At 73.0% G+C, this 26,549-nt stretch carries 20 protein-coding genes; 8 read left to right on the forward strand and 12 right to left on the reverse strand.

Translation table 11 applies throughout. The features are described 5' to 3' along the window. Positions 1–1,162: 1,162 nt before the first annotated feature. The 3 genes from rsmG (at position 1,163) to J7523_RS18190 (ending at position 5,176) form a co-directional block, all read left to right on the forward strand. The gene (gene rsmG, locus J7523_RS18180; protein ID WP_291889876.1) at positions 1,163–1,834 is read left to right on the forward strand and encodes a 16S rRNA (guanine(527)-N(7))-methyltransferase RsmG; all 672 of its coding nucleotides are present in this window, start codon (positions 1,163–1,165) and stop codon (positions 1,832–1,834) included. 427 nt (positions 1,835–2,261) lie between these two features. Continuing rightward, on the forward strand, positions 2,262–3,842 hold the full coding sequence (locus J7523_RS18185; protein ID WP_291889878.1) for an AAA family ATPase: 1,581 nt from the start codon (positions 2,262–2,264) through the stop codon (positions 3,840–3,842). Then, positions 3,839–5,176 carry a ParB/RepB/Spo0J family partition protein gene (locus J7523_RS18190; RefSeq protein ID WP_291889881.1) on the forward strand — a complete coding sequence of 446 codons (1,338 nt, stop codon included), beginning with the start codon at positions 3,839–3,841 and terminating at the stop codon, positions 5,174–5,176. The genes J7523_RS18185 and J7523_RS18190 overlap by 4 nt, the downstream gene beginning before the upstream one ends. A 227-nt stretch (positions 5,177–5,403) precedes the next feature. Here J7523_RS18190 and J7523_RS18195 read toward each other — a convergent pair whose 3' ends face one another. From J7523_RS18195 to J7523_RS18235, 9 genes are all read right to left on the reverse strand, one after another. Further along, positions 5,404–6,354, reverse strand: coding sequence for a D-alanine--D-alanine ligase (locus J7523_RS18195; RefSeq protein WP_291889883.1), 951 nt, complete (start codon positions 6,352–6,354; stop codon positions 5,404–5,406). A 336-nt stretch (positions 6,355–6,690) separates the two neighbouring features. Continuing rightward, the gene (locus tag J7523_RS18200; protein ID WP_291889885.1) at positions 6,691–8,040 is read right to left on the reverse strand and encodes a PLP-dependent aminotransferase family protein; all 1,350 of its coding nucleotides are present in this window, start codon (positions 8,038–8,040) and stop codon (positions 6,691–6,693) included. A 69-nt stretch (positions 8,041–8,109) separates the two neighbouring features. Then, complete coding sequence (trxA, locus tag J7523_RS18205; RefSeq protein WP_291889887.1) at positions 8,110–8,442, reverse strand: thioredoxin; 333 nt, start codon at positions 8,440–8,442, stop codon at positions 8,110–8,112. Continuing rightward, complete coding sequence (gene trxB / locus J7523_RS18210) at positions 8,439–9,443, reverse strand: thioredoxin-disulfide reductase (RefSeq protein WP_291889889.1); 1,005 nt, start codon at positions 9,441–9,443, stop codon at positions 8,439–8,441. The genes trxA and trxB overlap by 4 nt, the downstream gene beginning before the upstream one ends. Positions 9,444–9,546: 103 nt before the next feature. Next, entirely contained in the window at positions 9,547–11,592 is a 2,046-nt protein-coding gene (locus J7523_RS18215) for a hypothetical protein (RefSeq protein ID WP_291889891.1), read from the reverse strand. Between the two features lie 158 nt (positions 11,593–11,750). Next, on the reverse strand, positions 11,751–13,391 hold the full coding sequence (murJ, locus tag J7523_RS18220) for a murein biosynthesis integral membrane protein MurJ (RefSeq protein ID WP_291889894.1): 1,641 nt from the start codon (positions 13,389–13,391) through the stop codon (positions 11,751–11,753). Beyond that, entirely contained in the window at positions 13,388–15,565 is a 2,178-nt protein-coding gene (locus tag J7523_RS18225; protein ID WP_291889897.1) for a DUF6049 family protein, read from the reverse strand. The genes murJ and J7523_RS18225 overlap by 4 nt, the downstream gene beginning before the upstream one ends. Continuing rightward, positions 15,562–16,116, reverse strand: coding sequence for an NUDIX hydrolase (locus J7523_RS18230; protein ID WP_291889899.1), 555 nt, complete (start codon positions 16,114–16,116; stop codon positions 15,562–15,564). The genes J7523_RS18225 and J7523_RS18230 overlap by 4 nt, the downstream gene beginning before the upstream one ends. Positions 16,117–16,170: 54 nt before the next feature. Then, positions 16,171–16,878: a hypothetical protein gene (locus tag J7523_RS18235; protein ID WP_291889902.1), complete on the reverse strand. Its 708-nt coding sequence runs from the start codon at positions 16,876–16,878 to the stop codon at positions 16,171–16,173. Positions 16,879–17,148: 270 nt separating this feature from the next. Here J7523_RS18235 and J7523_RS18240 point away from each other — a divergent pair, with 270 nt between their 5' ends. After that, positions 17,149–18,594: a CCA tRNA nucleotidyltransferase gene (locus J7523_RS18240; protein ID WP_291889923.1), complete on the forward strand. Its 1,446-nt coding sequence runs from the start codon at positions 17,149–17,151 to the stop codon at positions 18,592–18,594. 4 nt (positions 18,595–18,598) lie between these two features. Here J7523_RS18240 and J7523_RS18245 read toward each other — a convergent pair whose 3' ends face one another. Next, complete coding sequence (locus J7523_RS18245; protein ID WP_291889905.1) at positions 18,599–20,239, reverse strand: SpoIIE family protein phosphatase; 1,641 nt, start codon at positions 20,237–20,239, stop codon at positions 18,599–18,601. After that, positions 20,236–21,546, reverse strand: coding sequence for an MFS transporter (locus J7523_RS18250; RefSeq protein ID WP_291889908.1), 1,311 nt, complete (start codon positions 21,544–21,546; stop codon positions 20,236–20,238). Before J7523_RS18250 ends, J7523_RS18245 begins: the two co-directional genes overlap by 4 nt. Positions 21,547–21,721: 175 nt before the next feature. On the opposite strand from J7523_RS18250, the gene J7523_RS18255 reads away from it, so the two are divergent. The 4 genes from J7523_RS18255 to J7523_RS18270 all read left to right on the forward strand — a co-directional run bounded on the left by J7523_RS18255 (position 21,722) and on the right by J7523_RS18270 (position 25,713). Continuing rightward, a complete protein-coding gene (locus J7523_RS18255) occupies positions 21,722–22,270 on the forward strand; it encodes a sigma-70 family RNA polymerase sigma factor (protein ID WP_291889912.1) in 549 nt (182 codons plus the stop codon). Next, the gene (locus tag J7523_RS18260) at positions 22,267–23,649 is read left to right on the forward strand and encodes a hypothetical protein (protein ID WP_291889913.1); all 1,383 of its coding nucleotides are present in this window, start codon (positions 22,267–22,269) and stop codon (positions 23,647–23,649) included. Before J7523_RS18255 ends, J7523_RS18260 begins: the two co-directional genes overlap by 4 nt. A gap of 80 nt (positions 23,650–23,729) precedes the next feature. After that, positions 23,730–24,263 carry a sigma-70 family RNA polymerase sigma factor gene (locus tag J7523_RS18265; RefSeq protein WP_291889916.1) on the forward strand — a complete coding sequence of 178 codons (534 nt, stop codon included), beginning with the start codon at positions 23,730–23,732 and terminating at the stop codon, positions 24,261–24,263. Further along, on the forward strand, positions 24,253–25,713 hold the full coding sequence (locus J7523_RS18270; RefSeq protein ID WP_291889919.1) for a hypothetical protein: 1,461 nt from the start codon (positions 24,253–24,255) through the stop codon (positions 25,711–25,713). The genes J7523_RS18265 and J7523_RS18270 overlap by 11 nt, the downstream gene beginning before the upstream one ends. Positions 25,714–25,796: 83 nt before the next feature. Here J7523_RS18270 and J7523_RS18275 read toward each other — a convergent pair. Continuing rightward, on the reverse strand, positions 25,797–26,549 hold a 753-nt coding region (locus J7523_RS18275; RefSeq protein WP_291889921.1), incomplete at its 5' end, for an inositol-3-phosphate synthase.

Here is a 26,549-nt window from a genome sequence, read left to right on the forward strand (position 1 = left end):
ACCCCGTGGCAGAGCACGCCTACACCGACACTGCCTGCGCCAGCGACCTCGACGGTGCGGCCGTCGCCGTGAGACCGAGCGTCGGCTCCACGGGCTGGGTGGTGGCTCGAAGGTTGCCAACGAGGGAGGCACCGTCGATCGGAAGGCGTTCACCCCGTGGCAGAGCACGCCTACACCGCCACTGCCTGCGCCAGCGACCTCGACGGCGCGGCCGCCGCAGCGAGACTGAGTCGGCATGTACCGCTCCCAAGCGACCCGCGGCATCTCGAGGGCTGGATTCCTTCGTTGATCTGGCAGTGGGTCGGCGCGGCACCGCGCTGGCGCGATGTTCCACGTGAAACGGTCGACGTCCTCAGGCGTCACGCACCCGCAGATGTATGAGCGAGTCACGGCTGATTTGCAGCATGGAGCGGTGGTCCCGGCGAGGAGCGGTGCCCCTGAGGCCCGCGACCGAGACGCTCGCCTCCAACACGCGGAGTACCCGGCCTGGCGGGCCACGCGGCCGAAGCCCGCGGGCTCGGCGGTGGGAGCATGCGAGGCGCGCCCGGACGAATACAGGGAGCCTGGGCCACGACGTCGTAGCCGATGGCGGTGGGCGAGCTGCGCCGATGGTGGCGGCGGCAGCTCGCGACGGGCCTCGCTGATGGCGACGGCGCCCGCGAGCTCGACCGTCTGGCGGCGACATGCCGAGGGGGTGCCCCGGCTCCGAGCTCGTCGCCATCGACGGCAGTCGTCTGGATCGGGCCGGCGGCTCGCTGTCGAAGGCCGCCACAACGCCCGAGCAACCCAGGCGTGACACCCCCGGATCGGACGCCACGCCAGTGGAGACCAAAGCGTCCGCCAGGGAAGCAGTCCTCCTACGACGGTCCCACGGTGCTGCCGTGCCACTCGTTCCCGGTTGCTGATGACGTCAGCGGGGCGGGTAAAGAAGACGACCCGGAGGGCGACGCTCGTCGTGCGTGAGGCACCTGACCTGGTCTGGGACGTCACGGTCGACCCTGTGTGTGGGTGCCGGGCAGGTGCTGCTCCGCACGGTACGGTAGGGCGGCGCCCAGGGCCGTTGCCGGCCCGGCTCAGAGCTGGTGGCGCGTAATCACGCAACGCCACGGCGGGCGCCAGGGCGGTTGGTTTCACGTGAAACGACGGGGGATGGGCTGTGACCGTGAGTGACGCGTGGTCGATCGACGACTCTGACCCGCTCGACGGCGACCCCCGACTTGAACCGTTCTTCGGCACCGCCTACCCCTCGGTGAAGGGCTTTCGCGACCTCCTCGTTCGCGAGGGAGTGCTCCGCGGCCTCGTGGGTCCGCGAGAGGTGCCCCGGCTCTGGGAGCGGCACATCCTGAACTCGGCGGCGGTGGTGCCGTTCTTGCCGGAGTCGGGCCGGATCATCGACCTCGGCAGCGGTGCGGGCCTTCCGGGCGTCGTTATTGCAGCTATGCGGCCCGGCGCGGAAGTCGTGCTCCTCGAGCCGATGGAACGGCGGACGGACTGGCTGTCTGAGGTCACCGGTGAGCTTGGCCTGTCGAACGTCGTCGTCCTTCGCGGCCGGGCTCAAGACGTGCAGGGCACGCTCGTCGGCGACGCTGTGACCGCCCGAGCGGTTGCGTCTCTGGACAAGCTCTACCGGTGGGCTTTCCCGCTGCTGAGGAAGGGCGGCGCTCTGGTCGCTCTCAAGGGTGGCAAGGCAGAAGAAGAGGTCGAAGCGGCGCGGCACGTAGGGCGAAAGCTCGGTGGCGGGCAGGCTGAGGTCATCACCGCATCCACGCTCGAGGGTGTGGAAGAGACTCGCGTTGTTCGCGTCGTACGGGAGGCTGTGACGAGTGTTCGGTAGGAAGAAGCGTCGCGCAGATCCGATCCCGTCCACGTCTGCCGAGCAAGCTGCGGCGACTGTGACCAGCGGCGACGCGGCCGCGCCGAGCCAGCCATCGACCGGATGGGAACCAAGGCCCCAGCTTGACCGCGGTGGGCCGGTGTCCAGCACCACGACTCCCGTGTCAGCACCGGCTGCTTCACGTGAGACGCCGAGCCCGTCGGCTGCGGGACTGGCGCCGCTCGTTTCACGTGAAACGAGCGCCGACGTCGGGACTCTTGGCTCCGGCTCTCGCACGGTCGCGTCGATCGTCGGCAACCTGTCGGGAGAGGCTGGTGGAAACCCCGTTGCCGTGGCCCCGGACGTGAACCCCGCTGCCTCGGCGCCGGCCGGCCTCGCTCCCGTCGTGGAGACGCCCGGGGAACATGCCCCGCCTCGGGCTGCGTCAATGGCCCCCGTTGCCGCCGAGACGGAGCCGTATGCGTACGGAGCTGCCGTGGCACCCGATTCGGCGAACGCTGGCTCGCCGCTCGTGGCCAGCGCCGGAGCCGCAGCCGCCGAAGCTGCCGAGCAGGCCCATGCCCACCAGGCAGTGGGCGATGTTTCACGTGGAACAGTGGCGCCCGACGATGCTGACCTCGCAGTTCATGAGGGACTGCCGGCTGTCGCACAGGAGCGGGGCGAGCAGCAGGCCTCTGCGGCCGCCGGTGTGCCTCACACTGGAGCGCCGGCAGGACCACTTCCGGACGACCTCGGCGAAGAGTCGATCGAGAGCACGCACGACAGGAACGACGAGAAGCCCGTGACCGACGCTGACAAGGCGCCCCAACTCCTGGCGGGAGACCCCGCCTCCTCCGCCGATACGACCACAGACGGCACAGCCGGCCCGAGGCGGTCCAGCCGACTCGACTCGGACGAAGGACGACGCGCCGCGCTCGTCGAGAGCCTGCCCGCCGTCACCGACGACACCCCCCTGATGGCCGAGCTGCAGCAGGACGCACGTCGCCGTATCGAGCTGCGCGGACGCCGGTTTCCGCAGCCGCAGTCAACTCGCATCATCACGGTCGCCAACCAGAAGGGCGGCGTCGGCAAGACGACGACCACCGTGAACCTGGCGGCGGCCCTCGCGCAGTCGGGTCTCAACGTCCTGGTGCTCGACAACGACCCTCAGGGCAACGCATCGACCGCACTGGGCGTCGAGCACCGCGCGGGAACACCGTCGATCTACGAAGTGCTGGTTGAAGGAGCGCCGATCTCGGAGGCGGTGCAGCAGAGCCCTGACGTCGAGAACCTGTGGTGCCTGCCCGCGACGATCGACCTGTCGGGCGCGGAGATCGAGCTCGTCTCGATGGTGGCGCGCGAGACGCGCCTGAGGAACGCGCTCGACACCTACCTGGAGTGGCGGATCCAGAACGGTCAGGCGCCGATCGACTACGTGTTCGTCGACTGCCCGCCGAGCCTCGGCCTGCTGACGGTCAACGCGTTCGTCGTCGGGCGCGAGGTGCTGATCCCGATCCAGTGCGAGTACTACGCGCTCGAGGGCCTGAGCCAGCTGCTCAAGACGATCCAGCTCATCCAGGCGCATCTGAACCCCGAGCTGCACGTGTCGACGATCCTGCTGACGATGTACGACGCACGTACGAACCTCGCCCAGCAGGTGGCGGGGGAAGTGCGGACGCACTTCCCGGAGCGCACGCTCCGGACGACGGTGCCGCGCTCCGTCCGCATCTCGGAGGCGCCGAGCTACGGACAGACGGTCATGACGTACGACGCAGGCTCGTCCGGTGCGCTCGCGTACCTGGAAGCCGCACGCGAGCTGGCCGAGCGGGGCGCCGATGGTGTCGGTCCCTCGACCTCGCCAGACGACGAGCGTTCCGCGGGTGCATCAGCGAGCGCCGGCTCGACGAACGGGAGCGACAGCCGCGGCGTGATGGACGAACAGAACGCCCCCACCCAGGCCGACGAGTCGCACCGCGACCAGGTCCGCATGAACGAGCCGGCCATGGCGGCCACCCAGGAGGAGCAGTGAGCGAGAAGCGGAGAGGGTTGGGACGGGGCCTCGGGGCGCTGATCCCGACCGGTCTCGACGGTCAGCGGCCGAGCGGCGCGGAGCGCCCGGTGGACGTGTTCTTCCCGGACGCCCGCAAGGACGGCGACGCGGCCGCAGAAGCGACGGCGACGGCGACCGCCGTAGTCGACGCCGAGCGTCCCGGCGGCGAAGGCACCGGCGACGAGAACACGTCTGACTCCGGGGTGCACAGCAACGGCACCGCAGTCGTCGGTGGCTCGTCCACGGCGCAGGGCAACGGCTTCGAGACGTCGACGAACGGTGGCCCTTTGACGACGAACGGGCACGCGACCTCCTCCGGTGGCGCGCCTGGGACGGCCTCCGCGGGCAACGGGACCGCGGAACTGAACGGCACGCCCGCCGGAGAGATCCCCTCGGCCGCGACGAACGGGACGGCGTCGGCCGGCGGCGTGGCTCCGAACTCGACGAGCGGCACCGCGGCGTCCGCCGTGCCGGATGCCGACGGCCTGGTCCCCGTCCCGGGCGCCACCTTCGCCGAGCTGCCTGTGGGCTCGATCCGACCGAACCCTCGGCAGCCCCGGACCGTCTTCGACGAGGACGCGCTCGAGGAGCTCGTCGGGTCGATCCAGGAGATCGGCGTGCTTCAGCCGGTCGTGGTGCGGTCGGTGGGCGACGGCTACGAGCTCATCATGGGCGAGCGCCGCTGGCGCGCGACGCAGGCCGCGGGTCTCGAGACGATCCCCGCGATCATCCGGGACACCGAGGACTCGGACCTCCTGCGGGACGCGCTGCTCGAGAACCTGCACCGCGCGCAGCTGAACCCGCTCGAGGAGGCTGCCGCCTACCAGCAGCTGCTCGACGACTTCGGATGCACCCACGAGCAGCTGGCGACGCGAATCCACCGCTCGCGCCCGCAGATCTCCAACACGCTGCGACTGCTCAAGCTGCCGCCCCTGGTGCAGCGCCGGGTCGCAGCGGGTGTGTTGTCGGCCGGTCACGCGCGGGCGCTCCTGGGTCTGAGTGACGGGGCTGCCATCGAGCGGCTGGCGCAGAGGATCGTCTCGGAGGGCCTGTCGGTCCGAGCGGTCGAGGAGATCGTCGCCCTCGGGGTCGACGACGGCGCCCCGGTGCGTCGGGCACGGCCGCGCGCAGGGGAGCGGAACGAGGCCCTGGACAACCTTGCGGCTCGTCTGTCCGACCGGTTCGAGACGCGGGTGAAGGTGAGCCTCGGCAAGTCTCGAGGCCGGCTCACCGTCGAGTTCGCCTCCGTGCAGGACCTCAACCGCATCCTGGAGAGCCTGGCGCCCGAGGACCCGGGTCTGCTGAAGGGCTGACGTACAGCACGACGAAGGGGCATCCGGCAGGACCGGGTGCCCCTTCCTCATCCCACCACCGACGCGTTCGGGGGCCATGACCTCACGCGAAGCCGCACATCGCCGACGGTCGATCGGGCGCCTCGATCACGCGCCGTCGTCGCCGGAAGGACCTGGCATCTGACGGACGTACATCTCGGTAGAAACGGGACGTACCAGCGCCGCCGAACGCCCCTGCCGGGCGCGCCTCAGTCGCGCAGAGAAGCCTCCACCAGCGATCGGTACAAGTCTCCAAGGTTGTGCCCTGCGGCCTCGGCAGCCTGCGGAAGAAGCGACGTCTCGGTCATCCCGGGGGCCACGTTGACCTCGAGGAACCAGACAGTCCCGTCGTCGCCGACGATGAGGTCGGTCCGCGAGATCCGCTCGAGCCCGAGCGCCTCGTGCGCGGCCACGGCGACGGCACCGACGGCGGCGGTCAGCGACGGGGAGAGCCGGGCGGGCGTGAAGTACTCGACGCGGCCGGGGTTGTAGCGGGCGTCGTAGTCATAGGGTCCGTCGGTGACGATCTCGACGGCGGGCAGAGCGACCGGCCCGTCGCCGGTGTCGACGACGCTGACGGCGACCTCGGTCCCGACGGCCGCACGCTCGACCAGCGCCGTGTCGCTGTAGGAGAAGCAGTCGACCATCGCGCGGGGCAGCTCGTCGGGGTGGGTGACGAGGTTGACGCCGAGCGCCGACCCCCCGCGGGACGGCTTGACGACGAGCGGCAGACCGAGGCGGGACACGATGGCGTCGAGCACGCGGTTGGCGCCGAGCTCGCGGAACAGTGACTGCGGAAGGGTCACGAAGTCGGGCGTCGTGAGGCCCGCGCGGGCGACGACCGTCTTGGCGATCGGCTTGCTCCAGGCCACGCGGCTGGCCCGCGGACCAGTGCCGAGCAGGCGCAGGCCGAGGAGTTGCACGACGTCGCGGACCGATCCGTCCTCGCCGCTGGCTCCGTGCAGCACGGGCCAGACGAGGTCGGGCCGGAGCTGGGTGAGCGCCGGCACGAGGTCGGAGTCGACGTCGTGCACGCTGACGTCGACCCCGGCACCGCGCAGTGCCTCGGCGACGCGTCGCCCGGACCGCAGCGACACGTCGCGTTCGTGGGACAGGCCGCCGGCCAGGATGACGATGCGGGGAGAGGACGAGGTGGTCACGGCGAGGTTCGCTCCGGGATCGACGAGGCAGGGCAGGGGACTGGGGTCACGGCGGCAGGCCGGATGGGCACGGTGACGTCGAGCCGAGGGGGGAGCCGCCGAGACGAACCGTGGAGGCGCAGGGCGAGGCGCCCTGTCGTGTGACGCGGGATGACGCGGGGGCAGCGAGGTGTCGGGCAGGACCCAGGCGCGCCGAACGTGCCAGCGCCCCGGGCAGCGGCGTCACGCCCGCCAACGCCACGCAGACCCACGTCCGCCTTGCCGACGCCACGTACACCAACGTCCGGCACACCAACCTCCGGCACGCCGACGTCACGCACCACAGGCACGGCCGGGTCAGGCGACGTCGGGACCGGGCGCCTGGACGACGTCCCCGGGGACCGACGCGCTCGTGCCGAACAGCTCGACGAGCTCACGCTCACCGGCGACGACGGACGCGAGTCGCCGGACACCTTCGCGGATCCGCTCGGGCGTCGGGTAGCAGAACGAGAGCCGCATGTGGTCGGCCCCGGCGCCGTCGTAGTAGAAGGCGGTCCCGGGCACGTAGGCGACACGGGCGGTGACGGCGCGCGGCAGCATGTCCTTCGCGTCGAGGCCCTCGGGCAGCTTGACCCAGGTGTAGAAGCCGCCGTCCGGGACGTTCCACGACGCCTCGGGCAGGTGCTCGGCGAGCGCACCGACCATCGCGTCGCGCCGCTCGCGGTACATCTCGCGGTAGCTCTTGATCTGACCGCGCCAGTCGCACGTCGACAGGTACGTCGAGATGGCGATCTGCGACGCGTTGGACGGGCAGAGGATCGCGGACTCGGAGGCGAGGACGAGCTTCTCCCGGACGGCGTGCGGCGCGACGACCCAGCCGACGCGGTAACCGGGCGCGAACGTCTTCGAGAACGACCCGAGGTACAGGACGCCGTCGGTGTCGATGGACCGCATGGCGGGCCGCGGCTCGCCCTCGAACCCGAGCAGGCCGTACGGGTTGTCCTCGAGGACGAGGACGCCGTAGCGGCGCGCGATCTCGAGCACCCGCGGCCGGCGCTCGACGGAGAGCGAGACGCCGGCGGGGTTGTGGAAGTTGGGCACGGTGTAGAGGAACTTGACCGGCCGCCCGGCCGCCGCCAGGGACGCGAGCGTGGACTCCAGCGCCTCGGGGATGAGCCCGTGGGCGTCGATCGGCACGTGCATGACGTCCGCCTGGTATGCGCGGAACACGCCGAGCGCGCCGACGTACGAGGGGGCCTCGGCGACGACGACGTCGCCCGGGTTGATGAAGATGCGGGTCACGAGGTCGAGCGCCTGCTGGGAACCGGTCGTCACGACGACGTCGTCGGGGTGGGCGTCGATCGCTTCGAGCCGCATGACCTCGAGGATCTGCTCGCGGAGCGTCTCGTCGCCCTGGCCGGACCCGTACTGCAGGGCCTGCAGCCCGCGGGTCGCAACAACACGTCCGGCGATCTCGCCGAGCACGTCGAGCGGGAGCCCGTCGAGGTAGGGCATGCCGCCGGCGAGCGAGACCACCTCGGGGCGGTTGGCGACGGCGAACAGGGCGCGGATCTCGGATGCGCGCATGCCGTGCGTGCGGTCGGCGTACGCGCCGAGCCACGGGTCGAGCCGCGTGCCGTGGGCGGCGGCGGAGGACGTGGGAAGGTGGCCCGCCGTCTCGCGCTCGGGCCCAGGCTGCTCAGTCATCCGAGCAGTGTCGCACGCAACACGGCCCGGACAGGTCACCGTCCGGGCCGTGAAGGGGATGAGGAAGCGTCAGGCGGAGGCGAGGACCTCGTCGAACTCCTGCGTGTAGAACATCTTCGGTCGCGCGCCGATGACGGTCTTCACCAGCTCGCCGCGCGCGTACACGTTCAGCGTCGGGATGGACACGATGCCGTAGTCGGCCGTGACCTGCGGGTTCGCCTCGGTGTCGAGCTTGACGATCTTGATCTTGCCCTCGTACGCCGAGGAGAGCTCCTCGAGCACCGGGGCGACCATCCGGCACGGCCCGCACCACTCCGCCCAGAAGTCCACGACCACGGGGATCTCCGAGTCGAGGACCTCCGCCTGGAACGTGGCGTCGGTGACGGCGGTGACGTTGCTCATCGGGTGACCTCCAGGGCCTCGGTGGCGGGGAACGGCTCGACGGGCTGCGACACGCTGTCGCCGAGCGACGCGAGGAAGTGCTGGGCGTCGAGCGCCGCGGCACAGCCCGAGCCGGCGGCGGTGATGGCCTGGCGGTACGTGTGGTCGACGACGTCGCCGCACGCGAACACGCCCTCGAGGTTCGTCTTCGTGGTGCGCCCGACGACCTCGATGTAGCCGTCCTCGTCGAGGTTCACCTGGCCGACGACGAGCTCGGTGCGCGGCACGTGGCCGATCGCGACGAAGACACCCGTCGCGGGGTGCTCACGCGTCTCGCCGGTGACGGTGTCGCGCAGCGTCACACCGGTCACCTTCTCGTCGCCGTGGATCGCGACGACCTCGGAGTTCCAGGCCATCTCGATCTTCGGGTCGTTGAGCGCGCGGTCGGCCATGATCTTCGACGCGCGCAGCTGGTCGCGGCGGTGCACGAGCGTCACGCGCTTGCCGAACCGGGTGAGGAACGTGGCCTCCTCGACGGCGGAGTCGCCGCCGCCGACAACGAGGATCTCCTGGTCCCGGAAGAAGAACCCGTCACACGTGGCGCACCACGAGACGCCGCGGCCGGACAGGCGCTTCTCGTCGTCGAGCCCGAGCTCGCGGTACGCGGAGCCCGTGGACAGGATGACGGCGCGGGCCTGGAACGTGTCCCCGCCGCCGGTGACGACCGTCTTCACGGGTCCCTCGAGCGACAGCGAGACGGCGTCGTCCCACAGCACCTCGGCACCGAACTTCTCGGCCTGCTTCTGCAGGTTGTCCATGAGCTCGGGGCCCTGGATGCCGTCGGGGAAGCCCGGGAAGTTCTCGACCTCGGTCGTGTTCATCAGCGCACCGCCGGCCGTGACCGAGCCGGCCACCACCAGCGGCGCCAGCCCGGCACGGGCGGCGTAGATGGCGGCGGTGTAACCGGCGGGTCCGGACCCGACGATGATCAGGTCGCGCACGGTGCTGGTCTGGTCGCTCACGTGAGTCCTTGCGGTGACGGGGAGCCGAGCGGACGCCCGGCGGTCGGCTGTGTGGTCAACCGATCCTAGGCCGGATCTGTTCCGGACCCGTGTGACGTCCCGGTCAGGACAGCGAGATCTCCGTCAGCTCGACGCGGAACCCACCCTCCGGGGCCGGCGGCAGCTGCGTGATCCACAGGACGAGCGACTGCGTGTCGGTCGCCGGGTCCAGCGTGAGCACGGTCTCGGGGCCGAACGCGCCCGACGCGAGCACCGGGCCGGACGTCGGCGCGGTCGCGTCCGTCGCCCGGACCTCCACGTGGCCGCCGCTCATGTTGGAGTGCAGCGTGACGGTCTTGACGTTCGCGGGAGCGGCGAGCGTGATCGCGTAGCCGACGCCGTCCTTGAACCCGGCGAAGTCGTCGCGCTTGTACGTCTGCGTGTACCAGAACGTCGACGGGTCGCCGTCGTACGCCTTCGCGACGTCCTCCTCGTGCTCGCCGTCGTCGTCCGACGGGTCGATCGTGATGGCCGTCGCGATCGTCGGCACACCGCCCGCCTCGGGCGGGGCGGCCTGCGTCGGCTCGGCGGCCGGCGGAGCCGACTCGGCCGGAGCGGACGCGGTCTGCTGCGGTGCGACCGACTCGTCGGCGGTCGGCTTCTTCGGGTCGAACGACGAGAAGAGCGACTTGAACGCGATGATCACGCCGATGACGACGACGATGCCGACGATGCCGAGCACGAGCGCCGTCGGGTCGAACCGGCGCCGCGCCGGGGCGGGGGCGGGCACGTCCTCGACCGCGAAGCCGTCGAAGTCGAGCGGCTCGTCGGGCGGGCCCTGCGGCGGGTAGCCGCCCTGGTAGCCGTTGGACGGTCCGAACGACGCGGGGGCGGGCTGGTGGAGCGCGCCCTGCGGGGGAGCGGGCGGGACGGGACCGTAGGCCGCGGGAGGCGCCTGGCCGTACGCGGCGGGCGGCTGAGCCTGGCCGTACGGGGACGGCGGGGCGGCACCGTACGGCGCCGGGGGCATCGGCGCCGTGGCCCCGACGGGAGGCAGGGGCGTGGTCGCGCCGACGGGAGGCATCGGGGTCGTCGCCCCCGCGGGCGGCGCCTCGTACCCGGCGGCGTCGGCCGCAGCAGCACCGGCCGCAGCAGCACCGGCCGCAGCAGCACCGGCGGCAGCAGCACCAGCCGCAGCCGGCCCACCGAACGCGCTGGTCCGGGTGGGTGCCGCAGGCGGCGGCGTCCCGGGACGGTTCGCCCCGGGCGCCTGGAGCTCGTCGAACGCGGCCCGCGCGGACTGCCGCTGCACCCGGACGGGCGCGGTGTCCTGCGAGTCGTGGTCGACGAACGGCGGCTCGTCGACGAGCGGCTCGAGGACCGGCGGCGCGAGGACGGTCGGCGGCCCGTCGAGCAGCTCGGGGGTCACCTCACCCCACGGCTCGAGCTCGCGGACGAGCTCGCCGGGGCTGTGCGGGCCGTCCTCGTAGGGGCCGAGCGTGACGGCGCACAGGGTGTCGAGGTCGGCGGGGACGCCGGGCGCGAGGTCGACGGGCGGGACGGGGGAGCCCTCGTGCACGGGAGCCTGCGCGGGGCCGTCGCCGGTGGGCCACGGCTGGCGCGGGTCGGCTGGCCACAGGCCCGTCAGGGCGGTGTAGAGCAGCCGCACGAGACCGACGGTGTCGGCGCGCGTGGTGGCGCGGGCGTCGCCGGTGGCCTCGCCGCGGAGGGCGGCGTCGAGCGCGAGCCCGCTGAGCAGCACGCGCCCGTCGGGGCTGACGTGGACGACGGACGGGCGCAGCGCCAGGTGGTGCACGCCGCGGCGGCGGGCGACCTCGAGCGCGGAGGCGGCCTCGCCGACGATGGCGCGGGCCTGGTCGGGGGCGAGGGGGCCGCGCGCGACGAGCTCGGCGAGCGACGGTCCGCTGACCTGCTCGGTCACGACGTAGCCGACGCCCTCGTGGGTGCCGACGTCGAGCACGCGGACGAGACGCGGGTCCGTGACGAGGGCGGCACGGCGGGCGGCGTCGAGCGCGGGCGCGACGGCACCGGACTCGAGGACCCGGACCCGCACGGGGCGGTCGAGGATCTGGTCGGTCGCCTGCCAGGCGCTCGACCCGACCAGGTCGGAGGTGACGGGTTGCACGACGCGGTACCGACCTGCGAGCACGGTCCCTCGTCCGACGGCCTCGTTCACCCGCACCTCCCGGTTCCGACTCGTCTGGTCTGCACGTCCCGCCACGGCCGGCAGGCGCGCGACGGGGCGTCGCGCCGTGTCCGATCCGTCCCCGATGCCCGGGGGGAACACTGCATGCTAGACGGGTCGCCTCAGCGGCGTCCCGCCCTCAGGCGCCCGATCACCGGTCCGAGGAGCCCGTCGAGCTCGGCCACGCGCAGCACCTTGAGGCCGCCGACGTACACGGCCGACATCAACCCGCCCACGACGAGGCACTCGACGACGGCGGCCATGACGCCGCCCGACAGCGCCGACTGCAGGACGCGCAGCGTGAGGAGCCCCACACCGACCGCGACGAGGGCGGCGACGAGCGCCCGCGCGTGCGTCCGGACCACCCGCGGCCCGTCCACCGTGCCGAGCCGCCGCCGCAGGTGCCACTGGGAGACGAGCGCACCGAGCGCGTACGAGGCGCTCATCGACGCCCCGGCGCAGGCGACCCACGCGGACGGCGGCAGCAGCGCCTGACCGAGCAGCGTCCCCCCGACGACCACCACGGCCATGGCGACCTGGATCGGGACCATGCCCTTCGCGTCCTCGTACGCGTAGTACGTGCGCTGGCTGAGCGACCAGGCACCGAAGAAGGGCAGCCCGACGATCATCGCGAGCACGACGCCGGCGATCGCGTCGACGGATGCCGGGTCGGTGAGGACCACGATCCGGGTGACGGGCACGGCCAGGACGGCGATGACGGCGGTCGCGATGATCGTGAACAGGCCCACGACCCGCAGACCGTACGACATGCTCGCGCGGACGCCGTCGACGTCGGCGTCGTGCGCCTGCTGCGACAGCCGGGTGAACAGCGCCGTCGCGAGCGACACCGTCACGAGCGAGTGGGGGAGCATGAAGATGAGGAACGCGGAGTCGTAGGCCGCGTTGCCCGCGACGATCCCGGTGGAGCCCGACGCGTGCTCGGCCGCCCAGGCGGCCCGGGAGACGACGAGGAATGCGAGCTGCCCGATCCCGAGGCCGACGAACGTCCACGTCGCGACGGTCCCCGCCCGGCCCAGGCCGGACCCGCGCAGCCCCCACCGGAACCGCACGTGCACGCCGGCCCGTCGCATCGCGGGCAGCAGGACGAGCGCCTGCGCGACGACGCCGAGCGTCGCCGAGCCGGCGAGCAGCGCGACCTGCCCCGGGCCCCAGGCGGCGGCGGCGGTCAGGCCGCTGTCGTCGAACCCGCCGAACACGGCGATGAACACGAAGAACCCGGCGATGGACACGACGTTGTTGACGACGGGCGCCCACATGTACGGCCCGAACGAGCCGCGAGCGTTGAGCACCTGCCCGAGCAGCGCGTACGCGCCGTAGAAGAACAGCTGGGGCACGCACCAGTAGGCGAACGTCACCGCCAGGTCGATCTGCGCCTGCGTGCCGCCCTTCGTGTACAGCTGGACCAGCAGCGGCGCGGCCGCGGTCAGCACGACGGTGACGACCGCGAGGATCGCGAAGCCGAGCGTGAGGAGCCGGTCGACGTACTCCTGCCCGGCGTCGCGCCGGTAGGCGCGGACCACCTGCGGCACGAGGACCGCGTTGAGCACCCCGCCCGCGAGCAGCATGTAGAGGATGTTCGGCAGCTTGTTCGCGACCGAGAACGCGTTGGCGGCCTCGCCGGTCGCGGCGATCGCGGCGACGAGCACCAGCCCGCGCAGCAGCCCGAGCACGCGCGACACCGCCGTGCCCGACGCCATGAGTGCGGCGCCGCGGCGCATCCCGCCGGTCGTCGTCTCGCTCATGAGGGGTCCTTCGGGGTGGGGTCCTCGAGGGGGCCGCCGAGCACCGGCAGCGACACCGGCCCGGTGCCCTCCGCCTCGGTGCGCGCACCGCGGCGGGCGCTCTGGCCGCGGCGGACGGTGCGGACGATGCCGAGCAGCAGGCCGATGGCGAGGAGCACGCCGACGACGATCGTCCCGACGTTCTCGATGGTCGGGCTGACCCGGGCGGTGAACTGCACCGGCGCCGACACGGGTGCGCCGTCGGTCGAGGTGAGCTGCGCGACCACGACGACGTCGCAGTTCGCGTTCGCGACGAGGTGCACGGGGACGGTCTTCTCGCTGTTCGCCGCGACGGTCACCGGCTCCGTCTCGCCGACCTCGAGGCACGCCTTGCGCGGCTGCACGTCGAGCAGCACGGTCGCCGGCACGGACAGGTCGTTGCGGACCGACAGGCGCACCTCGCTCGACGCGCTGATGACGGTGATGTCGCCCTGGGCGCCGAGCGACAGGCCGGTGGTGCGGGCGTCGACGCTGCTGACGGTCGCCGCGACGAGCGCGTCCCGGCCGGCCGGGTCCTCCCGCCACGCGACCGACAGCGGCGCGAGGACCTCCGGGTCGACACCGTCGAGCAGCGCCTGCGGGTCGGTGGTCACGGTAGCGAACCCGATCGCGCGCTCGCGGGCGGCGGCGAGCGCCTGGACGCCGACCGGGGCGAGCTCGGCGTCGTCGTGCGCGGTGGACGGCAGCGTGCCGCGCTGCTCGCCCGTGCGGTCGAGGAGGGTCGCGGGCGGCTGGACGTCGACCCACGGGGCGGCCTCGAACGCGTCGACGAGCGCGTCGAGCCGGGCCTCGTCGGGCGTCCAGGAGCGCCCCGGGCTGATGAGCAGGGCGGGCGGCTCGTCGGACCGGGCGGCCACGGCGAGCTCGGCGAGCGCGCGCTGCACGGCCGTCGCGGTCGTCGACCCGGGCTCGACGGCGTCGGGGTCCACGAGCAGTCCGGTGAGCGTCGCGTCGCCCACGAGCGCGGTCGTCGTGCCGGTGGTGCTGCCGACCAGCCGACGCGCGCCGGCGGCCGACCGGAGCTCGCCCGACGCGGTGCTGTCGGGGCCGATGACGAGCGCCTTGGCGTCGGCGGCGCCCGTGACGGCGGCGGTCGACCGGTCCGGGCCGGCTCCGGGCGGCGCCCACAGCAGCGTGCCGTCCACCGGCAGGGTGCTGACCTGGTCGCCGGTCCGGGCGGCCAGCGTCACCAGGTCGGGCCGGTCCGCGTGCGCTGCGGCCGCGATGTCGGGGTCGGACCACGGCAGCGCCCAGGCGTCGCGCGCGCCGAGGTCGCCCGTGAGGGTCTCGGCCCACCTGCGCGCCAGCGGACCGCCGGACGCGGCGGCGGCGACCAGGGCCGGGTCGACGGCGACGCCGATCTCGGGGTGCGACGACAGGGCCGACTCGAGCACCGACAGCCGTCCGCCGGGAGCGGTGGCCGCCTCGAGACGCTCGACGGTGGCCGGGTCGGCCGCGGTGGGCGCGGTGGAGGGCTCGGCGTCGGGTGCGGCGGTGCCCTCGGTGTCGTCCGGCTCGGCCGGGAGCGCGGGGGCGACCGGGGGGCCGGTGACGGGGGCAAGGAACGACACGGACGTGGTCGGCACGTCGTCGGACGGCAGCCAGAGCAGGAAGCTGCGCTGCTGGTCGCTGACCCGGTTCCCCACTGTCGCCTCCACCGAGAGGCCGCGCGGGCCCCAGCTGTCCGCGAACGGCAGCAGCCCGACGCGGTCGGCGGTGAGCGACAGGACGACCGGCGCGGACGCCCCTGGCGCGAGCGGGGCACCGGCCGCGACGGTCACGTCCCGGGGGCCCGAGGCCGACGTGGTCCCGTTCGCCCAGTTCTCGAGCTCGGTCAGGCTGCCGGGACGCACGCGCTTGACCCGCAGCACGGCGCCGGGGTTCTCGATGACCTCGTCGGTCGCGTTGTGGAGCGTGACGCGCACCGTGAGGTCCTCGCCGGGGCGCAGGACCTGCGGCGAGATCTGGGTGATCTCGACCTGGAGCGCGGCCTTCTCCGTGGGCGACGGCGTGGGGGACACCGTCGAGGCGGCTGCCGGTACCGCGGTGGGCACGGTGGCACCGAGCGTGCCGAGCACGCCGAGGACGGCGACAGCGACGGCCGTGACCCAGCCGCGCGCGCGGCGTGCGTTCATGCGCCCTCGACGAGGACCACGAGCGCGGCCTCGGCGAGCCGGCGCTCGTTCGGGTAGGCGAGCCTGTCGTGCAGGTCGACGACGGGGATCCACGCGGCGTCCTCGGCCTCCCCGTCGGGGTCGCCCTCGACGGTCAGCGAGCCGCCGACGGCCCCGAGCAGGAAGTGGTGCACGACCTTGTGCACGCGGCGGTCGTCGCCGGAGAACCAGTAGTCGATGACCCCGAGGCGGCGCAGCACCTGCCCGGTGATGCCGGTTTCCTCGGCGATCTCGCGGACGGCGGCCTGCTCGGGGGTCTCGGTGCCCTCGAGGTGTCCCTTCGGCAGGCACCACTCGAGCCGCCCGGCACGGTTGCGGCGCGCGATGACGGCGGCCTGGTACTCGCCGCCGGTGAGCCGCACGACGATGCCGCCCGCAGACGTCTCGTCGACCACCGGCAGGGGCGGTGCGGGGGGTCGCACGGCGGCGTGACGGGGGTCGATCCGGAGCGCGTGACCGCCCGGCGGGGCTGGCACGCCCCCGGGGACGGGTGGGTGCGCCGGGCTCGACATGTCGACACTGTAACGAGTCGTCGGGAGCGTCCGTTCCCCGGAGCCCCGTCCGGCTCAGACCGCCGCGCGGTCGTGGACCAGGGGTTCCGGGTCGGCCGGCATGGACTCGTCCGGCTCCGGGAACGGTCGTCGGGTGGCCTGCAGGAGCCGTTCGAGGTGCGACTCGCCGAGGTCCTGGAAGCGGTTCGCCGACGCGAGCGCGAGGCGCCACGGCGGGGTGATGTGCGCGAGCGTCCACGCGGGCCGCAGGTCGTACACGTGGCCGTCCTCGAGCTTGAGCCGCAGCCGCAGCTCGGGGTGCCAGGTCTGCATGACGTCGGCGATCACGGCCGTCAGGCCGGACATCATGGCCTGCCAGTACGGTGACCCGCCGAACCCCTCGCCCGGGACGAGCTGGGACGCGATCACGCGACCGGGCGTCATGACCCACGGGTGGGCGGCGCGCTCGTGCACCCAGGTCGCGAGGTCGTCCATCCCGCTGATCCCGGTCGGCACGGGCGGCCCGTTCATACGGCGCAGCTCGCTCTCCAGCCACGCGCGGTGCCGCGGGAGGGACGCGACCCACGCGTCGAAGAACTCCTCGGCCTTCTCGAGCTGCTCGAGCGGTGTGCCCTCCCACGTGGGGCGGCCCAGGAACACCGCGTTCTCCTGACCCGGCTCGACGGGCTGGTCCGTGAGTTCGAGGTCCTCGTCGGTCATCTCGAACAGGAGGCGGTAGACGGCCGCACCGAGCTGACGGAAGGGTCCCTTCGACTCGGGCACGGCGGTGGTCCTTCGGCTCGCATCGCTCCCGTCGCCCTCGAGGGAGCCGATCCGGGCATCGTCGGTCGCGGCGGAGGTCCCGTCAACGGCTCCTGGACGTACGTCCACCTGACAGGTGACAGGCGGTCGCCCGAGAAGCGCAACGGGCGGCACCCATCTGGCAGGCTTGGACGAGTGCCGCCCGTCGCCTCCACCGCCCCCGTCCCGCCGGACCCCGCCGACGGGCGTGCGGGAGACCCGCCCGACGACGTGACCGCTGCCGTCGTCGCCCTGCAGAAGCGCGCCATCGGCGTGCTCGCCGGCCTGCCCGCGGACGCGGTCGAGCTGGGCGGGCTGTTCCGCGACGCCGGTCACGAGCTCGCGCTCGTCGGCGGCCCGGTCCGCGACGCGTTCCTGGGCCGGCTGAGCGCTGACCTCGACTTCACGACGTCGGCCACGCCCGACGAGACCGAGGCGATCCTCGCCCGCTGGGGGGACGCGCACTGGGACATCGGCAAGGAGTTCGGCACGATCGGTGCGCGCCGGTTCGCCGGCCGCCGCGGCGCCGGGGCGGACGTCGTCGTCGAGGTCACGACGTACCGCACGGACGCGTACGACCCGACGTCCCGCAAGCCCGAGGTCGTGTTCGGCGACTCGCTCGAAGGCGACCTGTCGCGCCGCGACTTCACGGTCAACTCGATGGCGGTCCGGCTCCCGGGGCTCACGTTCGTCGACCCGTTCGACGGCCTCACCGACCTGGCCCGCGGGGTGCTCCGCACGCCCGTCGACCCGCGGCAGTCGTTCGACGACGACCCGTTGCGGATGATGCGGGCCGCGCGGTTCGCCGCCCAGCTCGGCTTCACGGTCGACCCGGAGGCGTACGCGGCGATCCAGGACATGGCCGGCCGCATCGACATCGTGTCGGGCGAGCGGGTCCGCGACGAGCTGTCGAAGCTGCTCGTCGCCGCGCAGCCGCGCCTCGGCCTGGAGGTGCTGGTCGACACCGGGCTCGCGGACCACGTGCTCCCGGAGCTGCCCGCGCTGCGGCTCGAGATCGACGAGCACCACCGCCACAAGGACGTCTACGAGCACTCGCTGCAGGTGCTCGAGCGGGCGATCGCGCTGGAGACCGGCCCCGACGGATCCGTGCCCGGACCCGACCTGGTGCTGCGCCTGGCCGCGCTGCTGCACGACATCGGCAAGCCCCGCACGCGGCGGTTCGAGGCCGGTGGCGGCGTGAGCTTCCACCACCACGAGGTCGTCGGCGCGAAGCTCGTCGCGAAGCGGCTCAAGGAGCTGCGGTTCGACAAGGCGACCGTGCAGGCGGTGTCCCGGCTGACCGAGCTGCACCTGCGGTTCCACGGGTACGGCGAGGGCGGCTGGACGGACTCCGCGGTGCGCCGCTACGTCACCGACGCGGGTCCGCTGCTGCAGCGGCTGCACCGGCTCACCCGGTCGGACTGCACCACGCGCAACGTCCGCAAGGCCGCCCGGCTGTCCGCCGCGTACGACGACCTCGAGACGCGCATCGCCCGCCTGCAGGAACAGGAGGAGCTCGACGCGATCCGGCCCGACCTCGACGGCACGCAGATCATGGAGATCCTGGGCCTGAAGCCGGGCCGGGAGGTCGGCGAGGCGTACAAGTTCCTGCTGGAGCAGCGGATGGAGCGCGGCCCGATGGCCGAGGACGAGGCGCGCGAGGTGCTGCTGCGGTGGTGGGCGGACCGGACCGCGTAGGCCGTCAGCGCCGCCGGACGACGAGGAGGCACACGTCGTCCTCCTGGTGCTCGCCGACGAGCTCGCCGACGAGCCGGTCACGCACCTGGGTCGCGTCGAGCTCGGCAGGCAGGGCGGCGACGGCCTCGACGAGGGCCTCGATCCCGTCGCGCAGCCCGCGGTCGCGGCGCTCGATGAGTCCGTCCGTGTACATGACGAGCGTCGCGCCCCGCGGCAGGTCGACGACCTGCTCGACGACGGGCCGGCCGGCGGCGCCGATCCCGATCGGCGTGCCCAGGGCGCCGTCGAGCCGGGTCACCGTGCCGTCGGGCAGGCGCAGGAGCGGCGGCGGGTGCCCGGCGCGCGCGTACTCGAGCCGCGCACCGTCCGGCTGGACGCGCGCGTAGACGCACGTCGCGATGTCGGCGACGTCGAGCCCGCGCACGAGCTCGTCGGTGCGGGCGAGCACCCGCGTGGGGCGGTCGCCGTCCCACGCGAACGACCGCAGCAGCGACCGGAGCTGCCCCATCGCGGCGGCCGCGGCCATGTCGTGGCCCACGACGTCGCCGACGGCGAGGCCGATCGACCCGTCGGGCAGCGGGAGCACGTCGAACCAGTCGCCGCCGACCGCAGCCAGCCGGGCGGACGGGACGTACAGCGCGGCGACGTCGAGCCCGGGCACGTCGGGGATCTCGGGCAGGAGGCTGTGCTGCAGCGTGAGTGCGGCGGCACGCTGTGCGAGGAAGAGCCGCACGTTGTCGAGCGCGAGGCCGGCCCGGCGGCTCAGGTGGGCTGCCGTGACGACGGCGTCGGGCGTGAACCCGTCGGGCTTCTCGTGGACCAGGCACAGCACCCCGATGACGCGGTCCCGGGCGCGCAGCGGCACGACGAGCGCGCTGCCCAGGCCCAGAGCCTCCAGCAGGGCCAGCTGCTCGGGGGACGTGCGTCCGGGCAGCCCGGTGGTGTCGATCTCGTAGGGCAGCGCCACGTAGCCCGGGTGCGTCGCGAGCGCCGCCGTCACCTTCGGCGCGCGCCGGAGCCACCCGAGGTCCTGCTCGGCGAGCGACTGCGCCAGCGCGCCGCTCGCGGCGTCGCCCGCGACCACGTGCACGTGCTCGAACCGGCCTCGGTCGTCCGTGACCGCCACGAAGCCCCACGTCGCCAGTGCGGGGATCACGAGGTCGCCGAGCGTGTCGACGGCCGCCTCGTAGTCGAGGTGCCGGGCGAGCTCGTCGCTCACGCGCGCGAGCAGCTCGAGGCGGGTGCCGGCCTGCAACGACAGCTCGGTGCGGACGTCCCGCATCGGGTCGAGGCGGTCCGAGACGTCGACCATCACCGACACCCGGTGCGTGACGGCACCGGTGTCGTCGTGCACCGAGCCGATCACGAGCTGGTTCCAGAACGCCGAGCCGTCCCGCCGGTGGTTGCGCAGCACTGTCGACACGACCCGTCCCTCGTCGAGCGCCGCGCGGATCTCGGCGACGGCGACCGGGTCGGTCTCGGGGCCCTGCAGGAACCGGCAGTTGCGGCCCACGACGTGCTCGAGCCGGTACCCCGTGATCCGCGTGAAGGCGTCGTTGACCCAGACCACCGGATCGTCGGGCAGGCGCGGGTCGGTGACGCAGACGCCGGCGTCGAGCGCCCCGAGGTCGACCGGGCCCGTCATGCGGCCGCCGTGGCGTCGGCGGTGCGTTGCGCGGTGACCCGCCGGGAGGCCGCGCCGAACACGACGGCGCCGGCCGCGTACCCGAGCGCGAGCACGAGGAACAGCACCCGCGAGTAGCCCGTGTCGGGCAGCGTGAGGGCGCCCAGCGCGGCCGCGAGCACGAACGCCGCGTTGTAGAGGACGTCGTACAGCGCGAACGCCCGGCCGCGGTACGCGTCGGCGGTGTCCCGCTGCACGATCGTGTCGACCGCGATCTTCGCGCCCTGCGCGGCGAGCCCGAGCGCACCGGCCGCGACCAGCACCGCCGTGCGGGCCACGCTCACGACGAGCAGCAGCTGGCTCACCGTCGCGAGCAGCAGGCACAGCACGATCCACCGCTGCGGCCCGACCCGCGGCGAGATCACCGGGGTCAGCACCACCGAGAGCATGAACCCGAACGCCGACGCACCGAGGACCCCCGCGAACGTCCGCAGGCCCGCGTCCACGTCCGACGGGTCCGACAGCAGGTTGCGGCTGATGAGGATGCTCGCGATGAACGTGACGCCGTACAGGAACCGGTGCGTCGCCATGATGCCGAGCGCCTGCGCGGGCGTCCGTCGCGCGACGAGGTACCGGGCGCCCTCGACCAGACCCCGCGCGAGCGTGCCGAGCGCGGCGCGCAGCTCGGCGGCGTCCGCGCGCTCGTCGGGCCCGAGACGGTCCTTGCCGAGGCGCGTCGCCAGCAACGACGCGGCCGCCATGATCGCGGCCGCCACGACGAGCGCGGCGGCGTCCCGCACGTGGCCCTCCGGCAGCACCAGGCCGAGCACGAACCCGAGGCCCACCCCCACGAACGACGATGCCGCACCGAGCGTGGGCGTGAGCGAGTTCGCGGTCAGCAGCAGGGGCCCGTCGACGACCCGTGGCAGCGACGCCGACAGCGCCGCGAGCAGGAACCGGTTGACCGACAGGTTCACCAGCGCCAGCACGTACACCGCCGGGCCGACGCCCTGGGTCACCATGAGCACCGCGATCGTCGCCGTCAGCCCCACCCGGACCAGGTTCCCGAACAGCAGCACCTGCCGGCGACGCCACCGGTCCAGGAGCACGCCCGCCCACGGCCCGACGATCGTGAACGGCAGCAGCAGCACCGCGAACGCCGCCGCGACGCCGACCGCGGTGCTCGCGTTCTCGGGCGAGAAGAAGAACAGCGTCGCCAGGCCCACCTGGAACATGCCGTCGGCCGCCTGGCTCGTCAGGCGCACGGCGAACAGCTTGCGGAAGTCCCGCAGCGGCCACAGGGCCTTGAGGTCGGCGATCACCTGCACGCCGACATCCTCGCACCCGTCGCGTCCGGTGCCCCGGCGCAGACGGGTGGCGGGCACGGTGCGCACTCACGTCGGTGGCCGGGCGTGCCGAGGAGCACCCCAACCACATCGGGGCGCCCGTCGTTCTTCTTGGCGGGTGCCCGGCAACGGGCGGAGCCGGGACGAGAGGACTGAGGTGTCTGCGCGGTGGGAGGACCTGCTCGAGCAGGTCGTGCGGGAGCGGCACGGGCGCCTCGTGGGGTACGCGCTGCTGGTCTGCGGGTCACGCGAGGACGCCCAGGACCTGGTCCAGGACGCGTTGGTCGCGACGTTCTCGGGGCGGGCGAGGTTCACGACGCTCGCGCAGGCCGAGGCGTACGTGCGGCGTGCGATCGTGACGCGCTCGATCGACGAGTCGCGCCGCCGCACCCGCGAGCGCTCCGCCGTGACGCGGCTGGGTGCGCGGCCAGCGACGCCCGTGGTCGTCGAGGCCCGTGGGCTCGGCGCCGACGTGCACGCGGCCCTCCAGGGCCTCGCGCCCCGCGAACGGGCGTGCGTCGTGCTGCGGCACGTCGACGACCTGTCCGTGCGGGAGACCGCCGCGGCGCTCGGCCTCAGCGAGGGCGCCGTCAAGAGGTACACCGCCGACGCGACCGCGCGGCTCGACGCGGTGCTGGGGACGACGACGACCGACCGGGAGACCGCCGCGGTGCGGCTGCTCGACCATGTGGGAGGAGAGGCATGAGCAACGACCTGAACGCCGTCCTGGGGCGTGCGATCGACGAGCTGGCCTCGAGGGACGACGCCGGCGAGCTGCTGCTGGCAGGTCTGCGCCGGTCCGTGCGGCGCCGACGGGTGCAGCGGCACACCGTCGAGTCCGTGGTCGGCCTGGCCGCGGTCGGGGTGGTCGGCACCGCGGCCTGGGCCGGGCTGCGCTTCACCACGCCGCCGCCGGCCGTCGAGCCGACGCCCACGGTGCAGCCGACGCCCACGGCGACGAGCACACCGACGCCCACGGCGACACCGAGCCTGACACCGAGCCCGACACCCAGCACGACGACGACCCCGCCCGTGCCCGCGTCGTTCGGTCAGCCCTCGTCCGTCCCCGTGACGCCTGCCGTCCTCCGCTCGGCGAAGGTCGGCTGGGTGCTCGCGGTGTCCGCACCTCAGTACCTGCACGGCGAGGGCGACGTCGTGTCCGCAGGGCCGCCCGTGCTCTTCCTCGTCTCGCCCGCGGGCGATCGCTACAAGGTGCTCGAGATGGCGCACGAGTACTGGCTCGTCCACTGGGCCGCCGGACAGACCCACGCGATCGTGCAGGTCGCGAAAGGGCCGTACCGGTCGCTCGATCTCCTGACCGGCGAGCTGGACCCGGTCGCGGGGATCACCGACGACGACCAGTGGGTCGGCGTCGACTCGGCAGGGCGCACGATCTGGCAGAACACCGCCGGACGGGTCCTGGCTGTCGCCCCCGACGGGACGTCCACCGTCCTCGCGTGGACCCTCGTCCCGTTGGGCGGGCCGCTGAGCCCGAACCACGACCTGATCGGCAGCGGGTACGGCGTGTTCGACCTGAAAGCCGAGCGGAAGCGCTTCTTCCAGCCGCCGAGCAACGGTGCGAGTTGCTCCACCCTCGGGTGGCTGTCCGACGCGGAGGTCGTCATCGGATGCTCCGAGAGCGACGGGCAGTACCGCACGTACTCGACGCCGTTCACCCCGGACTGGGACCCTGTGACGTCGCAGCCCCACCCGCAGCCCTGGCAGCTCGACGGCATCGAGCCCGGCTCCGTGAGGTGGGTGGAGCAGCTCACCGACGGGCGGCTCGTCGTCGTGGGGACCGATCAGGAGGGTCGCAGCACCGTCGTGGTGAAGGACGGCAGCTCGGTGACGACCGCGTGGCGTGCCGAGTGGCTCGCGGACGCGCACGTCGAGGTGGCAGGCACCCTGGTCCTGCTCACCCTCGACACCGACGACAGCGCCGACGAGCTCCTCGTGTACGACGCCATGACCGGGACCACCACCGTCCTCATGCCCGTACCCACGGACACCGGCGAGGAGTACGGTCTCGGCGGCATCGTGTGGTGGTCGGGCGTCACCTCGTCGGTGGCGGGTTCCGTGCGCTGACGCGCGACCCCAACCTTTCCCGCGCCCGGTGCGTTCTACGGGCGCGGGAAGGAGGTCGGGTGGTCCGACGATGGGAACCGATGCTCGAACAGGTGGCGCGGGAGCGCTATCCGGTGCTCGTCGCTCGGGCGATGCTGATGGTGCCGACACGGGCCGACGCCGAGGACCTGGTCCAGGAGGCGTTGGTGTCGACGTTCTCCTCCCGGGCGCGGTTCGACTCGGTGGGGCAGGCCGAGCAGTACGTGCGACGGGCGATCGTGTCCCGGTTCGTCGACCGGTCCCGACGGCGCGGGACGGAGCGTTCCGCGTGGGCGTCCGCCGGGCAGACGGCGGTCACGACGCAGCCCGGACCCGGCGAGGCCGGGCTGTCCACCGAGCTCGAGACCGCGCTCGCGCGCCTGAGCCCGCGGCAGCGCGCGTGCGTGGTGCTGCGGCACCTCGACGACCTGTCGATCCGGGAGACGGCCTCGGTGCTCGGGCTGAGCGAGGGGGCGGTCAAGCGGTACGTGTCCGACGGCGTCGCCGCGCTCAACGCGCTGCTCGGCACGACGGACGCGGCCGAGCGTGACGGTGTGGTGCTGGTCCGGACGGAGGAGGTGCGTCGTGACGCGTGACCTGATCGACCTGATGCACGCGGACGTCGCGGCACGCGAGCGCTCGATCGCCGGTACCCAGCCGGGCCACGGCGTGGTCGCGGGCGTCGTCCGGCGCGTGCGCCGCAAGCGGGCCGTGCGGCACACGCTGCAGTCCGCAGGCGCCCTGGTCGTGGTCGTGGCCCTCGGTGGGGCGTCGTGGTTCGGGCTGCGCGGGCACGAGACGCCCGAGCCGGCGCACACCCCGACGCCGTCCGTCAGCCCGACGACAGCCCCGACCCCGAGCCCGACGTCCGCCCCGGCGGTGCTCGACGAGATCCCGGGCCTCCCGCCGACCCAGGCCCTGCCGCCCGGCCTGCTGCAGCAGACGACGCCGGGCTGGGTCCTGACGATCTACCGGTCGGAACCGCTGAACTACGACACGTACGGTCAGGCAGCGCCCGCGCTGGTGCACACCGTCGTCCTCGTGTTCCCAGCCGGCGAGCGGTACCGGGTCGTCGACCTCCCGGTCGAAGCGGCGGTGTCCATCCTCCGGTGGGACGCCGGGGACGCGACTGCGGTCGTCAACGTCGAGTGGATGCAGGAGGGCGGCACCGGCGGGTCCCCGCGTGCGGTCCTCGACCTCACGTCGGGTGCTCTGACGCCGACCCCTGTCGGTGTCGGTGATGCCGACGGCGGGCCCTTCTACCAGGGAGTCGCCGCGGACGGCGCGGAGCTGTGGTCGGACGGGCTCGGCAGCGCCGACGAGCCGACCGACCTCTACCGGCGCACGGACGACGGCGCCGTCGAGCAGGTCGGCAAGGTGGGCTACCCGATGCACCTGGACCCGACGGGCCGGCGGATGGTGTCCGTCGTCGGGTCGTCGCACGACCGATTCGCCCTGCTCGACGTCGTCGACGGCGGCCGGAGCGAGCTCGACTTCGGCGTCCCGGGCCGGTGGTGCGACCTCGTCGGGTGGGCCGACGCGGGGTCCTTGCTCGCCACGTGCGCCGACCCGGAACCGGACGCCGCCGACTACCCGGCCCGTCCGAACTCGACGCTGGTCCGGGTGGAGGTGTCCGGGGGGGCGACGCACGCGACCGAGCTCAAGCGCTACGCCGACGACGAGCCCGACCCGTCGTCCTGGGGCGGGGTGGCGTCGTCGGGGGCGTACGCGGCCTTCACCACCGTCGAGCGCGGTGTGGACGCCTGCGCCGCGGGCATCGCGGCGTGGGACGGCGGTGCCGTCGTCCCGATCCAGGGCGTGACGGGCCAGTCGTACCACCTCGCAGCGGTCGCGGGTCTCCTCTATGTGGAGTCGGCGCCGTCCTGTCAGGAGGCGGTCGCATCGACGCTGACCGCGTACGACCCGGGGTCGGGTACGTCCGTGGTGCTCGCGCCGGTGCCCGCGCCGACCGCGGACGTGCAGGGCTGGATGGCCGGCCTGACCACGTGGGCCGTGGCGGGCGCACGTACACCGACGCACTTCTGACAGGAACGACGAAGGCGCGCACCCCGCTCGGGGTGCGCGCCTTCGGTCGGCTCAGCCGACGAGTGCGATCAGCGGATCAGCGATCAGCGCTCGACCTCGCCGCGGATGAAGGACTCGAGCTGGGCCCGGCCCTTCGTGTCCTCCATCTGGACCGGCGGGGACTTCATGAAGTACGTCGACGCCGACAGGATCGGGCCACCGACGCCGCGGTCCTTGGCGATCTTCGCGGCGCGCAGGGCGTCGATGATGATGCCGGCCGAGTTCGGGGAGTCCCACACCTCGAGCTTGTACTCCAGGGACACCGGGGCGTCGCCGAAGTTGCGGCCTTCCAGGCGGACGAAGGCCCACTTGCGGTCATCGAGCCAGGCGACGTAGTCGGACGGCCCGATGTGGACGTCATCGGCGCGGAGCTCGGCCTCGACGTTGGAGGTCACGGCCTGGGTCTTCGAGATCTTTTTGGATTCGAGGCGGTCGCGCTCAAGCATATTCAGAAAGTCGGAATTGCCGCCGAAGTTCAGTTGATAGGTACGATCAAGTTGTACGCCGCGATCGCAAAAGAGGCTCGCGAGCGCCCTATGCACGATGGTAGCCCCGACTTGGCTCTTTATGTCATCGCCGATGAGAGGAATGCCACGTTCGGTGAATTTGGCAGCCCAGCCGGCGTCGGATGCGATGAAGACTGGTATGCAGTTGACGAAGGCACATCCTGCGGCAAGTGATTGTTCGGCATAGTACTCCGTCGCACGTTGCGCTCCGACGGGCAGAAACGAGACGAGAACTTCGGTTTCTGTTTCGTCGAGCGCCTCCGCGACGTTGACCGGCACCTCATCGGACTC

This window comes from Cellulomonas sp. (assembly GCF_017744555.1).
Lineage (GTDB): Bacteria > Actinomycetota > Actinomycetes > Actinomycetales > Cellulomonadaceae > Cellulomonas.